Origin of the sequence: Chitinophaga arvensicola (assembly GCF_900110835.1) — a bacterium.
Classification (GTDB): domain Bacteria; phylum Bacteroidota; class Bacteroidia; order Chitinophagales; family Chitinophagaceae; genus Chitinophaga; species Chitinophaga arvensicola.
This window is the reverse complement of sequence record NZ_FOJG01000001.1, coordinates 2057366-2073110: the sequence shown is the minus strand read 5'-3', so window position 1 is coordinate 2073110 and position 15745 is coordinate 2057366. Positions and strand designations below refer to the sequence as shown.

Genomic DNA, 15745 nt, shown 5'->3' with positions numbered 1-15745 from the left:
CTATATCAGTTTTATTATGTCTTTTTCAGAAGTGGTATTAAAATCTCCTTTCACAAAAAATTTGGAATACGCGGCCGCAGCAGCAAAAGAAATGATCTGCTGATCATCCAATCCCTGCAACTGTGCATGTATCAGTCCCGCCATAAAACAATCTCCGCTACCCACCCGGTCTACTACTTCGTTGGTATCGTATTCCCGGGAAATACTCATCTGTCCTTCGTTATAGTAAAATGCGTAATACAGGTTATGCGTAGCCGAATTACTGAAGCGGAATGTAAAAGCCACCCGTTTACAGCGTTTATAGGTTGTTGTTATTTCTTCCGCTACTTTCTCTGCCTGCTGCAGGTAAACGTCTTTGGTATTAGCTTCCAATGCATCGGTATCCAGTGCGGTATCCAGCATATTGTTGGCCGCCCAGATATTACCCATGATCACATCGCAATATTGTACCAGCTCCGGCATCACCTCCACCGGCTTTTTACCATACTGCCACAATTTACTGCGGTAGTTCAGATCCGTAGAGATGGTCATACCTTTACGGGTAGCCGCCTGCAACACTTCTTTGCAGATTTCCACCGCATCCGGATTTAGCGCAGGTGTAATGGCGCTCCAGTGAAACCATTCTGCATCACCGAGCAATGCATCCCAGTCAACCGTTCCAGGCTGTATCTGGCTGAAAGAAGACCAGGCGCGGTCATATACAACCTCAGCATGTTTCAGGTCACTGCCCTGCGCCAGGTAATAGATACCGATACGCGCACCGCCCCATAATACCCGGTCGGTATGAATACCACGGTTGCTCAGTTGCGCCAGCACATCCTTTGATAATCCATTCTCAGGTACCTTGCTGATGTAGGCTACTTCCGTTCCCCAGTTGGCCAATGCCGCTGCTACGTTGGCTTCTGCCCCTCCTACATAAATGGCGGCAGTGTGCTGTGCCAGTTGCGGCGACAGGCGTAATAATATCTCTCCGAATGTGATGACTTTTACCGGCTTCATTAGAATCCAAAATATGCTTTTGCGTTATAATAACAGATGTCCTGTACCATTTTCTCCAACCAGGCAATATCATTCGGTAACTCGCCATTTTCTACATCATTGCCGATCAGGTTGCACAAAATACGGCGAAAATATTCATGTCGGGAATAAGATAGAAAACTTCTGGAATCTGTTAACATTCCCACAAAGCGGCTCAGCAGTCCCATGTTACTTAGCACGTTCATCTGCTTCTCCATGCCATCTTTCTGATCCAGGAACCACCAGCCGGAACCATACTGGATCTTACCCGGAATGCTGCCATCCTGGAAGTTTCCCGCCATGGTGGCGAATACTTCATTGTAAGAAGGATTCAGATTATAAACGATGGTTTTGGCCAGCTTGTCTTTCTTATCCAGTGTGTCAAAAAATCCGCTCATGGCTTCCGCTACGCGCCAGTCACCGATGGAGTCTACACCGGCATCTGCTCCGAGGCGCTGCAGCAGGCGGGAATTGTTATTCCTGATAGCACCTACGTGGAACTGCTGTGTCCATTCTCTCTCATGATTCCATTCGCAAACCGCCAGCAGAACAGCCGTTTTAAACTGCGCATTTTCATACGGCGTTGCTGCACGGTGGTTACGGGCATTGCTGAAAATAGTATCCAGCTCCCGCGAGGTAGCAGGAGTAAAGTAAAACGTATTGAGACCATGGTCACTCAACCGGCCACCAGCTTCATGAAAATAGGTATGACGGCTATGCAGCGCTTCCAGCAAATTTTCGTAGGTGGTGATTTCTTTGTTGGTGACCACGCCCAGCTGCTGTACAAACTGATTGAACACTTCCGGATTATCAACTGCCATGGCCCTGTCCGGACGGAAAGTAGGCAATACTTTTGTACCAAAGGGTTTGTTGGCAATAGTGCGGTGATGCTCCAGCGAATCCACCGGATCATCCGTTGTGCAGAGGGTATCTACTTTGTAATGCTGCAACAGCGCCTGTGTGGATAACCGGGGTAATTGCGCATTACAGTCGTGGTATATTTTCTCCGCTGTTTTTTCACTCAACAGGTCTGTTACACCAAACGGATTCTTCAATTCCATGTGTGACCAGTGATATAAAGGATTACGCATGGTATAAGGCGCAGTAGCCGCCCAATGACGGAACTTTGTGTAGTCATCTGCTGCACCGGTGATAAACTCTTCTGCCACTCCATTGGCACGCATGGCACGCCATTTATAGTGATCTCCCTTCAGCCAGATGGCATACAGGTTTTCAAATGTTTTGTTGCTGGCAATTTCATCCGGCGGCAGGTGATTATGGTAATCGATCACAGGCATAGCAGCCGCAAAATCGAAGTATAATCGTTTAGCCGTTTCTGTTTGTAACAAAAAATCTTCAGACAGGAATTCCTTCATAACGTGATTAATTTTTGAGCAGCTGCGATTGAATAAATGCTTTTACCCCTTTATTTTTCAGGATACTTAACAGATCCGCTACCTCTCCGGCAAAACCCGGAATGGCCGTCAGGTCTGTTTCCCATAACCGTTTATCACTGCAGATACCGGTTACCATTTCTTTTATGTCGATGTGATCGCGCCACCAGGCTGCAAAAACCGGAGCGTTATCATCGGTAATCAGATATTCTTCATCTCCCCTGTTGCCATAATATTTACCGCCTTCTTCCCGCGCAGGCTGCAGGAACAGGAGCATAGCGGCAAACCCCAGGCACAGATGCGGTGGCAACGCCTGGTACTTTTCGTAGTAACGTTGCAGCGTGCGCACGTTGCGGGCGTTCATCTTGGAACTTTCCTGGAAAGTAATGCTGATGAGCTTATGCGCTATAAACGGATTGGCGAAACGATCCAGTACTGCCGGCGCAAATGCTGTGGCGGTAGGACAACTTTCTTCAATAGTAGGCAGGATCTCGCGTAATACCACTTCCCGGAAAAAATGACTCATGTATTCATCCTGCATACTTTCATATACGGTGTTCAGTCCCGACAGGAAAGCCAGTGGTACTGCGGCAGTATGACTACCATTCAGTAACCGCAGCTTCTGCTCACGGAACGGGGTGATGCTGGGTTCAATGAGCATTCTGTCATCTGCCTGATAAAAAGATAACACAGAACGGATATGTTCATTACCTTCTATGGCCCATAACAGGTACGGTTCTACTTCTATCCATAATTTATCGGTATATCCAACCTGTTGTTCTATTTCAGCGAGATTGCGCGGTTTGCCGGGAACAATCCGGTCTACCAGGGAATTGCAGAAATGATTGTCTTCCCTGATCCAGGTGATAAACGCCGCAGGAAGTTCATTATAGGTGGCCAGTTGCAGTACAATATCTCTCAGTAAATGGCCATTGTTGACTACCAGCTCGGTAGGTACAATTACAAAACCGGTATGATCGCCTCCTTTGAAGTAAGAAAACCGCTCCCAGAGGATGGCGAGTAGTTTCCCTGGATAAGAAGCCGGCACACCATCGGCAATTTTTTCCGGTACATACTGTATACCGACTTCCGTAGTATTGGAAATGATAGTTTGAAGAGCAGGCTGATGCACAGCAGCTAAAATCTCCTCCCACTCTGCATTCGATTGCAAAACACGGCTAATAGCTGCGTTGATCAGCACCTGATCTACCAGTTCTCCCTGGGAAACACCTTTGATGTGCGTGGTAAACAGGCTATCCTGGTTGGAAAAATCAGCCGTATCTCCATCTGTGGATTTCACGACAACAATCCTTCCTTCGTAGATGCCCTGCCGGTTGGCTTTATCGACCAGGTAGTCGACCAGACCGCGCAACAGCACGCCGGTACCAAATTGAAGAATCTTTTCCGGGAAGGTGAAAGTTTTTTCATGAACGCCGGAATCAAGCTGCTTTAATATAAAGTCTTTGTTTAATATAGGTAGCATCACGACTAATTTATGCCAAAAGGTGGCTAAAACTAATAAATATATAATTCACAATTAACAAATTATAATGTTTGGGGAAATAAACGGTAAAACAGGATAAAATCCTACAATAGTATAGTCAGAATCAATCCGCCTATTGTCAGGATCAATAAAGCGCAGATGGCTGTTGGCTTAAATTTAAGTAATTTTGTGGTTCTAAACTTTTATAAATGAGCAAGCATGGTAAAGTGCTGGTAGCCATGAGCGGTGGTATAGACAGTACTGTTACAGCGCTGATGTTGCATGAACAGGGGTATGAAGTGGTGGGTATCACCATGAAAACCTGGGATTATGCATCTGCTGGTTCCAGTAAAAAGGAAACCGGCTGCTGTAACCTGGATTCTTTTAACGATGCACGCGCTGCGGCGGTGCACCACGGATTTCCGCACTTTGTGCTGGACATCCGCGATGAATTTGGGGATTTTGTAGTCAATAACTTTGTCGAGGAATACATTGCAGGACGTACGCCTAATCCGTGTGTGCTGTGCAATACACATATAAAATGGCGTGCACTGATGAAACGTGCCGACGCGATGGATTGTGAATTTATTGCTACCGGTCACTACGGACAGATACGGCAGCACGACAACGGCCGTTATGTAATCAGCAAGGGCCTGGATGAAACCAAAGACCAGAGTTATGTACTGTGGGGCATCCAGCAGGATGTACTCGCCCGTACTATTCTCCCGCTTGGCCAATACCGCAAAACACAGATCCGCCAGATGGCCTTTGACTTCGGCTACCCGGAACTGGCGAAAAAGGCAGAAAGCTATGAAATATGCTTTGTGCCGGACAATGATTACCGCGGATTCCTGAAGAGAAAGGTAGAGGGACTGGAAGAAAGGGTAAACGGAGGCAATTTTGTGCTGGCAGACGGCACGATCGTGGGTCATCACAAGGGTTACCCCTTTTATACTGTCGGACAGCGTAAAGGGCTCGATATTGCCCTTGGACGCCCGGTGTTCGTAACAGAGATCATCCCGGAAACAAATACGGTGGTTTTAGGCAACGAAGACGAATTACAGAAAAGTGAAATGTTTGTAAGCGGTATCAATATGGGTAAATACGAAACCATCTCGGAAGGAATGGAAGCTGTTACCAAGATCCGCTATAAAGACAAAGGCGCACTCAGTAACCTGTACAATGAAAACGGACAGGTGAAAGTAAACTTTTATGAAAGTGTAAAGGGTATTGCTCCGGGTCAGTCCGCCGTTTTTTATGAAGGCGACGATGTGATCGGCGGTGGTATTATCCAGCGACATATGCATTAATTTCATAGGATAGATAAAAAAACAAAGGGTGGGAAGAGCGATCTTCTCACCCTTTGTTTTTTATCGGGAGAATCTCACGGCATACATGGTATCCGCGCCTTTATCATACCCCGCAATCACGCCGCCTTCCTGCCGCCTCAACTCACTGATCGATTCAATATACTTCACCACCTCTTCATTCTCCTGTTTAAACACGGAACAGGTAATGTATATCAACGAACCACCTTTCTTCACAAAGGGCACCACGTTGTGCGCAATTTTCTTTTGTAATTCCTGGTATTTTAAGATCTCTGGTTGTTTAAAGAAGGAGATGCTTTCCGGTGTGCGGCCCCAGGTGCCGGAGCCACTGCACGGCGCATCCAGGATAATACCGTCAAATTCCTGCCGCCCCATGGAGGCCGGGAAATTTTCTGCGGTAAGATCTGCCACCCGGGCCTCAAAATTCTTCACGCCGGCTGCGGCAAAGCGCTGTTGCAGGTTTTCCAGGATGGACCTTCTTACATCGGATACCAATAACTGTACACCCGGCTGCTGATCTTTCAACAGGATAGATTTCCCGCCACTGGCTGCGCAGCAGTCCCACCAGCGCTGCTGCTGCTTCGGATGAAATAATTCGCCGGTTTGCTGGCTGGAAGCATCCTGTACTTCGTACCAGCTTTTCTCGGGTACAATCACTTCTATTTTGGTACCGTTAGGCAATGCCACCGTAGTCCGATTGGCGAATACTTCATAGGTAATGCCGGCTTTATCCAATAGCTGTAATACTTTATCCAGTTTGTTATTGCGTACCCGGATAAACAACCTTGGCTGCTTCAAAATAGTATAGGCGTATACGTTAGGATCAATACCCTCCGACAACTCCGGTAAGAAAGGGAATAATGCCTCCGGTGTTACGGCTTCAGGCAACAACGTGGCTTTATCTGCCAACGGCAATGCCACCTGCTGATTCCAGGCTGGGCGTATAGCGGAGAGAAAATCGTTGGGGGTATTTTCACAGAGGAAAGTACCGGCAATAATCCGGTCGCTCACGGACAAGTTTTTCCCCCAGTTCCCCAAACGGAAGTAGTGATACACCAGTTGTGAAATCCAGCGCCGGTCGCGCCCTCCCATATAGGGATGCTCTTTGAAAAAGGATTTCAGAAAATGATGTAATGGCAGGCTGCCCTGATAGGCGCCGATAATTTTTTCTGCTGATGCTAAATAATTTTCCCAACGGGTCATACGCGAAGATAAGGGCTAATATTGACGCTGCGGCAACATAAAATGAGAAAGCCGGTCTGCATGCAGACCGGCTTTCTCATTTTATGTTATCAACTGAAACTAGAGTTTCAGTAATGCTTTCAGTGGATCTTTACCGAACAGGAGTTGTTCCGGATTTTCCAGCATTTCCTTCACTCTTACGAGGAAGCTTACTGATTCACGGCCATCGATGATACGGTGATCGTAGCTCAGCGCCAGGTACATCATCGGACGGATTACTACCTGACCATTGATCGCCATCGGACGATCCTGGATTTTGTGCATACCCAGGATAGCAGATTGCGGGATGTTGATGATCGGTGTGCTCATCAGTGAACCAAATACACCACCATTGGTGATGGTGAAAGTACCACCAGTCATTTCAGGCATTGTTAATTTGTTGTCACGGGCTTTGGTAGCCAGTTCCACCACTGCTTTCTCGATACCAGCCATATCCAGGCTTTCTGCGTTGCGGATCACCGGTACTACCAGTCCTTTCGGAGCAGATACCGCGATAGAGATATCGCAGTAATCGTGGTACACCAGTTCTTCTCCGTCGATATAAGCATTTACGGAAGGGAATTCCTGTAAAGCGAAGCAGCATGCTTTGGTAAAGAAGCTCATAAAGCCGAGGTTCACCTCATGCTGTTTTTTGAATACTTCTTTGTACTTGGCACGCAGCGCCATTATTTCGGTCATATCTACCTCGTTGAAGGTAGTGAGCATAGCCGTTGTATTTTTGGCTTCCACCAGGCGGCGGGAAACTGTTTTACGCAGGTTGCTCATTTTTTCGCGGCGTTCCTGGCGGGAGAACAATTCCTGACCGATTGCCACACCTGGATTTTGCAGGGCGGCCAGTACATCGTCTTTCATGATCTTGCCATGGGCGCCGGAACCTTTGATGCTGGATGGGTCCACGTGTTTGTCGGCGATCACTGCTGCCGCAACCGGAGATGCTTTCACATCGTTCGGAATGCTGGTTACAGGCGCCTGTTGTGGTTGTGGAGCGGCTTTGGCTGCCTGGGCGGCCGGAGCTGCTGCCGGTGCGGCTTTACCTGCTGGTCTGCCTACACTGGTATCTATTTTACAGGCAACATCACCAATTTTTAAGGTATCTCCTTCTTTTGCTACTGTGATCAGGGCGCCGGCTTCTTCTGCATTGAGTTCGAAGGTAGCTTTCTCTGATTCCAGTTCACATACCACTTCATCACGCTCTACATAATCACCATTATTCTTCAGCCACTTTACCAATGTTACTTCACTGATAGATTCTCCTACTGTAGGCACTTTCATTTCAATTGTGCCTTTGTTCACCGCTGGTGCTGCCGGTGTTGCCGGTGCTGCTTCAGTTGCGGCAGCTGCAGGCGCTGCGGGAGCAGCTGCTGGTGCGCTGGCCTGGGCAGGTGCAGCGGCATCTGTATCGATTGTACAGGCTACATCACCAATCTTCAAAGTAGCTCCTTCCTGAGCTGCGGGGGCAATCTTCAGAACGCCCGCCTTTTCTGCATTCAGTTCGAAAGTCGCCTTCTCAGATTCCATTTCACACAATACCTCGTCCTGCTGAACATAATCTCCGTCTTTCTTCAACCACTTTGCAATTGTTACCTCGCTAATAGATTCTCCTACCGTAGGGACTTTGATTTCGATAACCATATTTAATCAGTTGATGGTGATACCAGATTAATTTTAGCTTTCAGCGTATCGCTTTTAGCTTAACGTAAAACCTGGTTATTCTGTTTATACTTTGAATTTTTTTAGATGTTAAAAGCCGTGTCAATGATCTGTTGCTGCTCGCGGGCATGCACTTTCGCATAACCGGTAGCTGTGGAAGCGCTCGGATTGCGGCTGATAACACCATAATTGATCTGTTTGAGGTTCATCTGCAGGAATGCTGCAGCGCCCATATTCAGTGGTTCTTCCTGTACCCAGAAGAAGGTAGCTCCTTTATACTTCTGTGCAATCGCTTCGAGTTGTTTTACCGGCAGCGGATACAGTTGTTCCAGGCGGACAATCGCCACATCTTTGCGATCGTCTTTACCCTGTTTATCACTCAGATCAAAATACATTTTACCGGAACACAGTAATACCTTCTTCACCACGGAGGCGTCGTCGATAAACGGATCATCCAGTACTTCCTTAAAGCCACCCTGTGTAAATTCTTCCATGGCAGAATAAGCACCCACGTGGCGCAGATTCGCTTTCGGAGAGAAGTTGATGAGTGGTTTGCGGAACTGCCAGGTCAACTGGCGGCGTAACGCATGGAAGAAGTTCGCGGCAGTAGTAATATTGGTGATCACCATATTTTCTTCTGCACACTGTTGTAAGAAGCGCTCCGGACGGGCATTGGAGTGATCCGGTCCACCGCCTTCATAACCATGCGGCAGCAACATTACCAGGCCATTCTGCGTTGTCCATTTCTGTTCTGCGCTGGAGATGTACTGGTCAATCACTGTTTGTGCACCGTTTACAAAGTCGCCGTACTGTGCTTCCCACAACACCAGGTTATTCGGATTGGCCATGGCGTAACCATATTCAAAGCCCAATACACCGTATTCGCTCAATAAAGAGTTATAAATTCTGAATTTACCCTGGTTGTCCTGGAAATGACTGAGACGGTTATAGGTCTCATTGGTATTTTCATCAAACAATACTGCGTGACGATGGGAGAAAGTACCGCGTTTCACGTCTTCCCCGCTCATTCTTACATCTTTTCCTTCGATCAGGAGACTGGCATAGGCCAGCAGCTCACCGGTTGCCCAATCCACCTTTCCTTCTTCCTGGTACAGTTTTATTTTATCCTGCAGCAGCTTGCTCACTTTACGCAGTGGAACGAAGTTTTCCGGCCATTTCATCAGACCTTCAAACAGGCGTTTGAAATCTTCTTCCTTGATAGCTGTAACCGGGGAAGATTCAAAATCCTGTGGGGTAGCCTTGCGAAGGGCTTGCCACCACTGTTCCGGTTTCTGGTTGGCATAAGGCAGCGGATGTTGTTTTACTTCATCCAGGCGGGCCTGCAGTTCATCCCAGAAGCCTTTTTCCATTTCCTTGGCCAATGCCTGCGCATCGGATTCACCATTTTTCAGGAGGAACTGGGTATATACTTCACGCGGATTGGCGTGTTTTTCAATCAGTGCATAGAGGCTTGGCTGTGTAAACTTAGGCTCATCACCTTCGTTATGGCCATGTTTGCGGTAGCAAACCATGTCGATAAACACATCTTCGTTGAACTCCTGGCGGTAACGGGCAGCCAGCTGGGATACTTTCACCACTGCTTCTGCATCGTCGCCGTTCACATGGAATACCGGCGCCTGTACGATAGATGCTACGCTGGTGCAGTAGTCTGACGAGCGGGCATCATCGAAATCGGTCGTAAAACCGATCTGGTTATTGATCACAAAGTGAATGGAACCACCTACGTAGTATCCTTTCAGTTTGCTCATCTGCTCTACTTCATACACGATACCCTGACCGGCAACAGCCGCGTCACCGTGAATGAGGATAGGCAGTATTTTATCGTAATCGCTGTTGTAGATTACATCTGCTTTGCTGCGCGAGAAACCGATCACGATCGGATCTACCACTTCCAGGTGGGAAGGGTTTGGCATCAGTTGCAGGTTTACCGGTTTGCCGGTAGGCGTGGTTACCTGGGAACGGAAGCCGAGGTGATATTTCACGTCGCCGCTGCCCATAGTCATATCCGGTACGGCGAGGCCTTCAAATTCGTTGAAGATCTGCTCATAGGTTTTACCCAGGATGTTTGCCAGTACATTTAAACGGCCACGGTGTGCCATGCCGATCACAGATTCCTGAACACCATATTCCGCAGCTACGTTGATGATAGCATCCAGTGCAGGAATGGTGGATTCACCACCTTCCAGTCCGAAACGCTTCTGTCCGATATATTTTGTGTGGAGAAATTTTTCAAAAATAACGCCCTGGTTCAGCTTCTGCAGAATGCGCTTGCGCTGTTCCAGTGATAAAGGCTGTGCCATCATCGCTTCATATTCCTTCTCCATCCACTTCGCCTTTACCCGGTCGTTGATGTAGGTATATTGCAATCCTACGGAACCGGCATAGATCTGTTGCAGATAGGCAACGATCTTTTCGAGGGTAGCTTTACCGACACCGATGGTGGTGCCTGCAAAGAATTCAGTTTTAAGATCAGCGTCCCCTAATCCGAAACTGGCAAGATCCAGGTTGGCCTTGCGGTCTTTTCTTTCACGGATGGGGTTGGTTTTGGCAATCAGGTGGCCTTTTTTGCGATACGCCTGTATCAGACGGTATACGCCCAGTTCTTTCGCCAACTGGTCGTCGCTCACAGGCAACGAAGTGCTGCCTCCTGCTACTGGCGCTGCTACTGCTGCCTTACCGTTAACATTGGATACTGCAAAATCAAATCCTTCGAAAAATTTAACCCAATCCGGGTCTACAGAGTTGGGATCTTTGCGGAAATCCTGGTATAACGATTCAATGTAAGCAGGATGTGAGTTGGTGACGAATGAGAAGTCCTTCATTTACAACGAGTTTTGCTGATCTTCAGTTCAAATACTTTTCTGTTGGTCCCAATATATTAATATATGGGATTGCAAATATCGCTCGTTTTTCGATACGCCGGTTGGAAAAAATGAGAAAAAATCAAGTGATTATCTGTGATAAAAGCTGCTTATATTTGCAGTTCACCGGAAAAACTACATTTAGTTTGTTTTGTAAAGGTAATAATGCTACCTTTGCCGTCCGAAACTTGAAATTTGAAAAATGGCAAACCATAAAGCAACAAAAAAAGACGTACGTCAAAGCAGAAAGCGTAATGAGCGTAACCGTTACTATGGTAAAACTACCCGTAACGCCATCCGTGACCTGAAAGCAGTTACCGATAAAGCAGTAGCGGAGAAAGATTTAACTGAGGTGGCTTCTATGCTCGATAAGCTGGCTAAACGTAACGTTATTCACAAGAACAAAGCTGCAAATCTGAAAAGCAAGCTGGCTAAGAGAGTACAAGCTCTGGCTTAATTGCTTCAGTAACAATATTTATAGCTCTTCCTCTCAAAGGAAGGGCTTTTTGTTTTTCTATTCATCAAGCAGAACATGAAAAAGATCCTTCTCCTCCTATCCTACCTGCTTCCCTTTTTATCGCAGGCCCAGGACTTTACCACCCGGTATGAAAAAACCAGTGGCAAAGAAACAGCGACTTACCCCGAAGTCATCCAATACTACCAACAACTCACCAAACGGTATTCCACGCTTCATATGCAGACAATCGGCAGTACAGACGCCGGATTTCCCCTGCACCTCATCACTTACTCGCCACAAAGGGATTTCGACTTTAAAAGCCTGCATAAAAAGAATAAACGCATCATACTTATCAATAACGGTATCCATCCCGGCGAACCAGATGGCATCGACGCCAGCATGATGCTGTTACGCGATCTTGCCCAGGGCAAAATCCATCTCCCGGAAAATATTATCCTGGCCGTGATCCCCGTTTACAATATCGGGGGTATGCTGAACCGCTCCCCCTGGTACCGGGTAGATCAAAATGGCCCTGACGCCTTTGGCTCAAGGGGCAATGCCCAGAACCTGGATCTTAACCGCGACTTCATCAAAGCCGACTCTAAAAATGCCCTGGCTTTTCAACAGATCTATCATCTCACAGATCCCGACGTATTTGTGGATAACCACGTCAGCAACGGCGCAGACTATCAGCATATCATGACCCTGCTCACCACCCAGCACAATAAACTGGGCGGTCCCATGGGCGAGTTTATGCACAATACGTTCGAACCCGGATTGTATGCCCTCATGAAAGAAAAAGGCTACGACCTGGTTCCTTACGTAAATCATTTCGGAGAAACACCGGATAGCGGCTGGGTGGAATTTGCAGACGTACCCCGTTACTCTACCGGCTACACCACCCTGTTTCACACCTTCGGATTTGTACCCGAAACGCATATGCTGAAACCTTACCCTCAACGTGTAAAAGCTACCTACGCTTTGATGGAGTGCTTTATCCAGTTTACCGCCACGCATAGTGATGCAATCAAACAACTGCGCGAGCAGGCCCGGCAAACCGCCCTAACCCAAAAAAGTTTCCCGCTCTCCTGGCGTTTTGATATGACGAAATACAGCAGAATCACCTTCCGTGGCTTTGCCTCCGGACATAAACCCAGCGCTATTTCAGGCTTACCCAGGCTTTACTACGACCGCAGTAAACCTTACACACGTGAAATAAAATTCTATAATTACGCCAACGCCGAAAACTTTGTAGACAAACCAACCGCCTACATCATTCCCCAGGGCTGGTGGACAGTTATTAACCTGCTGAAAAATAACCAGGTTAAAATGCAGCTATTATCACGCGATACTATCATCCAGGTAGAAGTATACCACATCGCGGACTTCCAGAGTTATACCAAACCATTCGAAAAACATTACCTGCATACCAACATAAAAGTCACCAGCAGCAAAGATTCTATCCGCTTCAGGAAAGGAGACTATTACATTCCGATGAATCAGAATGCCAATCGTTTTCTCATGGAAACACTGGAACCTACCGCCGGAGATTCCTTTTTTGCATGGAACTTTTTCGATGCTATCCTCGGACAAAAAGAAGGCTATTCTCCTTATGTTTTTGAAGATACCGGCGCGGAATATTTACAACAACATCCGGAGTTACAGGAAGCATTAGCAAAGAAAAAAGCGACAGATACCGTGTTTGCAAACAGCGCAGATGCACAACTGAATTTTGTGTTTAAAAACTCTCCCTATGCAGAGCCGGAATACATGCGTTACCCGGTGTATAGAATAAACTGATTTCATATTTTTACTAAAGCGCAGACATAGGCACAGCTTATGTCTGCGCTTTTCATTTTAACAATGAACAGATCATTTTGTCAATGAATAAAATGAACAGAATGCTGTTGTTGGCGTGCTTTAATTTTATGGCCCGTATAGTTGTTTGTTAACATTTTTTAGAGAGATGAAATTGCCGAAATCTTGCTGTAACAAAACCATATCGACATGAATGCTTACCAGAGTCCTTCCCTTTATTTTTTGAGCGTAAGGTGTATTGTTAATGCGGGGGGATAAAGGCTTTATTAATATTTTAATCTGGCCATCAATAACGGTAAAATTATAAACATGTAATAATCAAAAAATATGGCCTAGTAACGTCAAAAAACCAAACAACATATTCAGCATTTTATTTATCAATTAAATATCAAAATATGTCTTACAAGGAATTCGTACAGGATTTAAAGCGAAGTATTGTTCGCAGCCGATACACAGCAGCCAGACTTGCGAATCAGGAACAATTAAAACTATGTTTTCTGTTAGGGCAGATGTTTTCTGAAAAAATAGTTACTGAAAATTGGGGAGCTAAAGTAGTTGAACAAATAGCATTTGATTTACAGCAACAACTTCCCGGCCTGAAGGGATTCTCGGCTAGTAGCTTAAAAAGAATGCGCCAATTTTATGATGTTTATGGCAAAGTTGTAATTGGCCCATCAGTGATGGGCCAATTACAAAATCATTTCTATAGCATAAGCTTTACGCACCACAATCGCATTCTGGAGAAATGTCAAATTGAAAATGAACGACTATTTTATATAACTCAGGCAGCAGAACAATTCTGGTCAGTCAGAGAATTGGAACATCATCTTTCAGCTAATCTCTTCAAACACCAGGGTAACATGCCTCATAACTTCAATAAAACATTACCCGAAAATATCAAATCCAAAGCGCTGGAAGTATTTAAAGACGAATACCTCATCGATTTTCTCAATATCAATGATGAAGATGATGAAGGAATACTTGAAAATGAAATAGTAAACAATATCCGGAAGTTCATTATGAGCATGGGAAAAGGATATTCATTCATTGGTAATCAATATAAACTGGAAGTCAACAATAATGAATTCTTTGTAGATCTGCTTTTCTATAACCGGCACCTGCAATGCCTCGTAGCGATTGAACTCAAAAGAAAAAAATTCAAACCGGAATATGCCGGACAACTCAATTTCTATTTAAACGTGCTGGATGATAAAGTAAAATTACCACACGAAAACCCAAGTATCGGTATTGTACTCTGCAAGCAAAAAGATAATATGGTAGTGGACTATGCCATTAAATCCATTGATAAAGCCCTGAGCGTAGGAACATACACTCATTATCAAACCGACAATATCCCAGACAATATGAAAGAGTTTTTACCTGATGCAGAGGCACTGGGTAAAATGCTGTGATCATGAGGATAGCCTCTCTCTAACATCATCGCAGGGAACAACTACAGCAGTTCCTTGCAAATGAATTAAGAAGATGCGACTACTAAACTCTCTCCAGCTTCAGCATCACATGCTGCTCCCCATAAAAATGATTGTAAAAAAGAATAGAATTAAAATTCGCCGGCAAATGTTCTGTTGAAAAAGGAAACCATTGTTGCGGTATTTGCTGTGCTTTCAGCATCTGCCCTGCCAGCCATAAACCGAAAGCGCCTGCTGTATCATACTCTCCGCAGAGATGTTTGAAAGGCAGTTGTGGTATGCCTTGAAAACATTGATCCAATGTTTCATAGTAATGTTCATAAGTACTGTCGCCATTGCGACCACTGATGATCAGATCCGGCGCTGTGGTAAAGTCTTTCAGGGCAACGGACAATTTTTCCGCAGTTGGTTTATACAGCATTTTAAATCCCGTAATAGCGGCATAACTGTCTGATGAAGGCGTTCCGGTAAGTGTGAAGAAAGTGGCGCCTTCGCCGGCTATCGTACCAGGAGAGAAATGGGTATACAAAGCACGGCTGTCGGTAGGTTGTTCTTTCCAGAAGCCGATGCGGCTTTTAATATAGAAATGCTCTTTCGTGATTTCTTCAAAAGCGCCGGTCAGCGTATGGGAGGCGCCTTCCTGCAACAGCATCATACTGTCCAGCAACGCATTTTCAAAAGAGAAACCGCGATGTACAAAAGTGTTGTTGTACGCCGTACATTTTTGTTGCAGCGCAATTAAACCATTGACAGAGTTGTAAGTAGATTGAATAAAAGGCGTAGGATTCAAGGCTGTTTCCTTGTATTCAGCAATTTCCTTGATGAATTTTTCCGTATCCTGTAAACTCCCTTTACCAGTGCCGGTAACAATAGGGCCAGGTGTGGTAATGCCACTGTCCTGGATGCATTTGAGTGCGGTGGTCAGTCCTATTTTAAGTACTCGTGTCATACGACGCAGGCTGTTGCCGGGAATAAACGGTTTATAATCCGGTTCTATACAGGAAAGCAGGTTACTATCTGTATGTACCATCGGCGCAGAAAAAA

At 45.9% G+C, this 15745-nt stretch carries 11 protein-coding genes; 4 read left to right on the top strand and 7 right to left on the bottom strand.

The features are described from left to right. Genes BMW79_RS08815 through BMW79_RS08805 form a run of 3 tightly spaced genes read right to left on the bottom strand, consistent with a single transcriptional unit; the run spans nt 1 to nt 3894 of the window. Nucleotides 1-999, bottom strand: a complete 999-nt coding sequence (locus BMW79_RS08815; protein ID WP_089893312.1) for a sugar kinase — start codon at nt 997-999, stop codon at nt 1-3. Continuing rightward, nucleotides 999-2393 carry a glucuronate isomerase gene (gene uxaC / locus BMW79_RS08810; RefSeq protein WP_089893309.1) on the bottom strand — a complete coding sequence of 465 codons (1395 nt, stop codon included), beginning with the start codon at nt 2391-2393 and terminating at the stop codon, nt 999-1001. The genes BMW79_RS08815 and uxaC overlap by 1 nt, the downstream gene beginning before the upstream one ends. Before the next feature lie 7 nt (nt 2394-2400). Further along, nucleotides 2401-3894, bottom strand: a complete 1494-nt coding sequence (locus BMW79_RS08805) for a tagaturonate reductase (protein WP_089893306.1) — start codon at nt 3892-3894, stop codon at nt 2401-2403. Nucleotides 3895-4103: 209 nt separating this feature from the next. Here BMW79_RS08805 and mnmA point away from each other — a divergent pair, with 209 nt between their 5' ends. After that, complete coding sequence (gene mnmA / locus BMW79_RS08800; RefSeq protein WP_089893303.1) at nt 4104-5204, top strand: tRNA 2-thiouridine(34) synthase MnmA; 1101 nt, start codon at nt 4104-4106, stop codon at nt 5202-5204. A gap of 60 nt (nt 5205-5264) precedes the next feature. On the opposite strand, the gene BMW79_RS08795 is transcribed toward mnmA, so the two are convergent. From BMW79_RS08795 to BMW79_RS08785, 3 genes are all read right to left on the bottom strand, one after another. Next, nucleotides 5265-6425, bottom strand: a complete 1161-nt coding sequence (locus BMW79_RS08795) for an RsmB/NOP family class I SAM-dependent RNA methyltransferase (RefSeq protein ID WP_089893300.1) — start codon at nt 6423-6425, stop codon at nt 5265-5267. Between the two features lie 99 nt (nt 6426-6524). Continuing rightward, nucleotides 6525-8096, bottom strand: coding sequence for a 2-oxoglutarate dehydrogenase complex dihydrolipoyllysine-residue succinyltransferase (odhB, locus tag BMW79_RS08790; protein WP_089893297.1), 1572 nt, complete (start codon nt 8094-8096; stop codon nt 6525-6527). Between the two features lie 101 nt (nt 8097-8197). After that, nucleotides 8198-10957, bottom strand: coding sequence for a 2-oxoglutarate dehydrogenase E1 component (locus BMW79_RS08785; RefSeq protein WP_089893294.1), 2760 nt, complete (start codon nt 10955-10957; stop codon nt 8198-8200). Between the two features lie 241 nt (nt 10958-11198). On the opposite strand from BMW79_RS08785, the gene rpsT reads away from it, so the two are divergent. The 3 genes from rpsT (at nt 11199) to BMW79_RS08770 (ending at nt 14683) form a co-directional block, all read left to right on the top strand. Then, nucleotides 11199-11453 carry a 30S ribosomal protein S20 gene (gene rpsT / locus BMW79_RS08780; RefSeq protein WP_089893291.1) on the top strand — a complete coding sequence of 85 codons (255 nt, stop codon included), beginning with the start codon at nt 11199-11201 and terminating at the stop codon, nt 11451-11453. Between the two features lie 75 nt (nt 11454-11528). Next, complete coding sequence (locus BMW79_RS08775; protein WP_177192087.1) at nt 11529-13253, top strand: M14 family metallopeptidase; 1725 nt, start codon at nt 11529-11531, stop codon at nt 13251-13253. A gap of 413 nt (nt 13254-13666) precedes the next feature. Beyond that, nucleotides 13667-14683 (top strand): PDDEXK nuclease domain-containing protein, encoded by a 1017-nt coding sequence (locus BMW79_RS08770; protein ID WP_089893287.1) that lies wholly within the window; start codon nt 13667-13669, stop codon nt 14681-14683. A gap of 82 nt (nt 14684-14765) precedes the next feature. Here BMW79_RS08770 and BMW79_RS08765 read toward each other — a convergent pair whose 3' ends face one another. Beyond that, nucleotides 14766-15731, bottom strand: coding sequence for a beta-ketoacyl synthase chain length factor (locus BMW79_RS08765; protein WP_177192086.1), 966 nt, complete (start codon nt 15729-15731; stop codon nt 14766-14768). Between the last annotated feature and the right edge of the window lie 14 nt (nt 15732-15745).

Bases quoted from the DNA above. Each gene is read 5' to 3' on its own strand.
- BMW79_RS08805 (WP_089893306.1), bottom strand. From the start codon at position 3,894: ATGCTACCTATATTAAACAAAGACTTTATATTAAAGCAGCTTGATTCC.
- BMW79_RS08815 (WP_089893312.1), bottom strand. From the start codon at position 999: ATGAAGCCGGTAAAAGTCATCACATTCGGAGAGATATTATTACGCCTG.
- BMW79_RS08765 (WP_177192086.1), bottom strand. From the start codon at position 15,731: ATGGTACATACAGATAGTAACCTGCTTTCCTGTATAGAACCGGATTAT.
- uxaC (WP_089893309.1), bottom strand. From the start codon at position 2,393: ATGAAGGAATTCCTGTCTGAAGATTTTTTGTTACAAACAGAAACGGCT.
- BMW79_RS08770 (WP_089893287.1), top strand. From the start codon at position 13,667: ATGTCTTACAAGGAATTCGTACAGGATTTAAAGCGAAGTATTGTTCGC.
- BMW79_RS08785 (WP_089893294.1), bottom strand. From the start codon at position 10,957: ATGAAGGACTTCTCATTCGTCACCAACTCACATCCTGCTTACATTGAA.
- BMW79_RS08795 (WP_089893300.1), bottom strand. From the start codon at position 6,425: ATGACCCGTTGGGAAAATTATTTAGCATCAGCAGAAAAAATTATCGGC.
- mnmA (WP_089893303.1), top strand. From the start codon at position 4,104: ATGAGCAAGCATGGTAAAGTGCTGGTAGCCATGAGCGGTGGTATAGAC.
- rpsT (WP_089893291.1), top strand. From the start codon at position 11,199: ATGGCAAACCATAAAGCAACAAAAAAAGACGTACGTCAAAGCAGAAAG.
- odhB (WP_089893297.1), bottom strand. From the start codon at position 8,096: ATGGTTATCGAAATCAAAGTCCCTACGGTAGGAGAATCTATTAGCGAG.
- BMW79_RS08775 (WP_177192087.1), top strand. From the start codon at position 11,529: ATGAAAAAGATCCTTCTCCTCCTATCCTACCTGCTTCCCTTTTTATCG.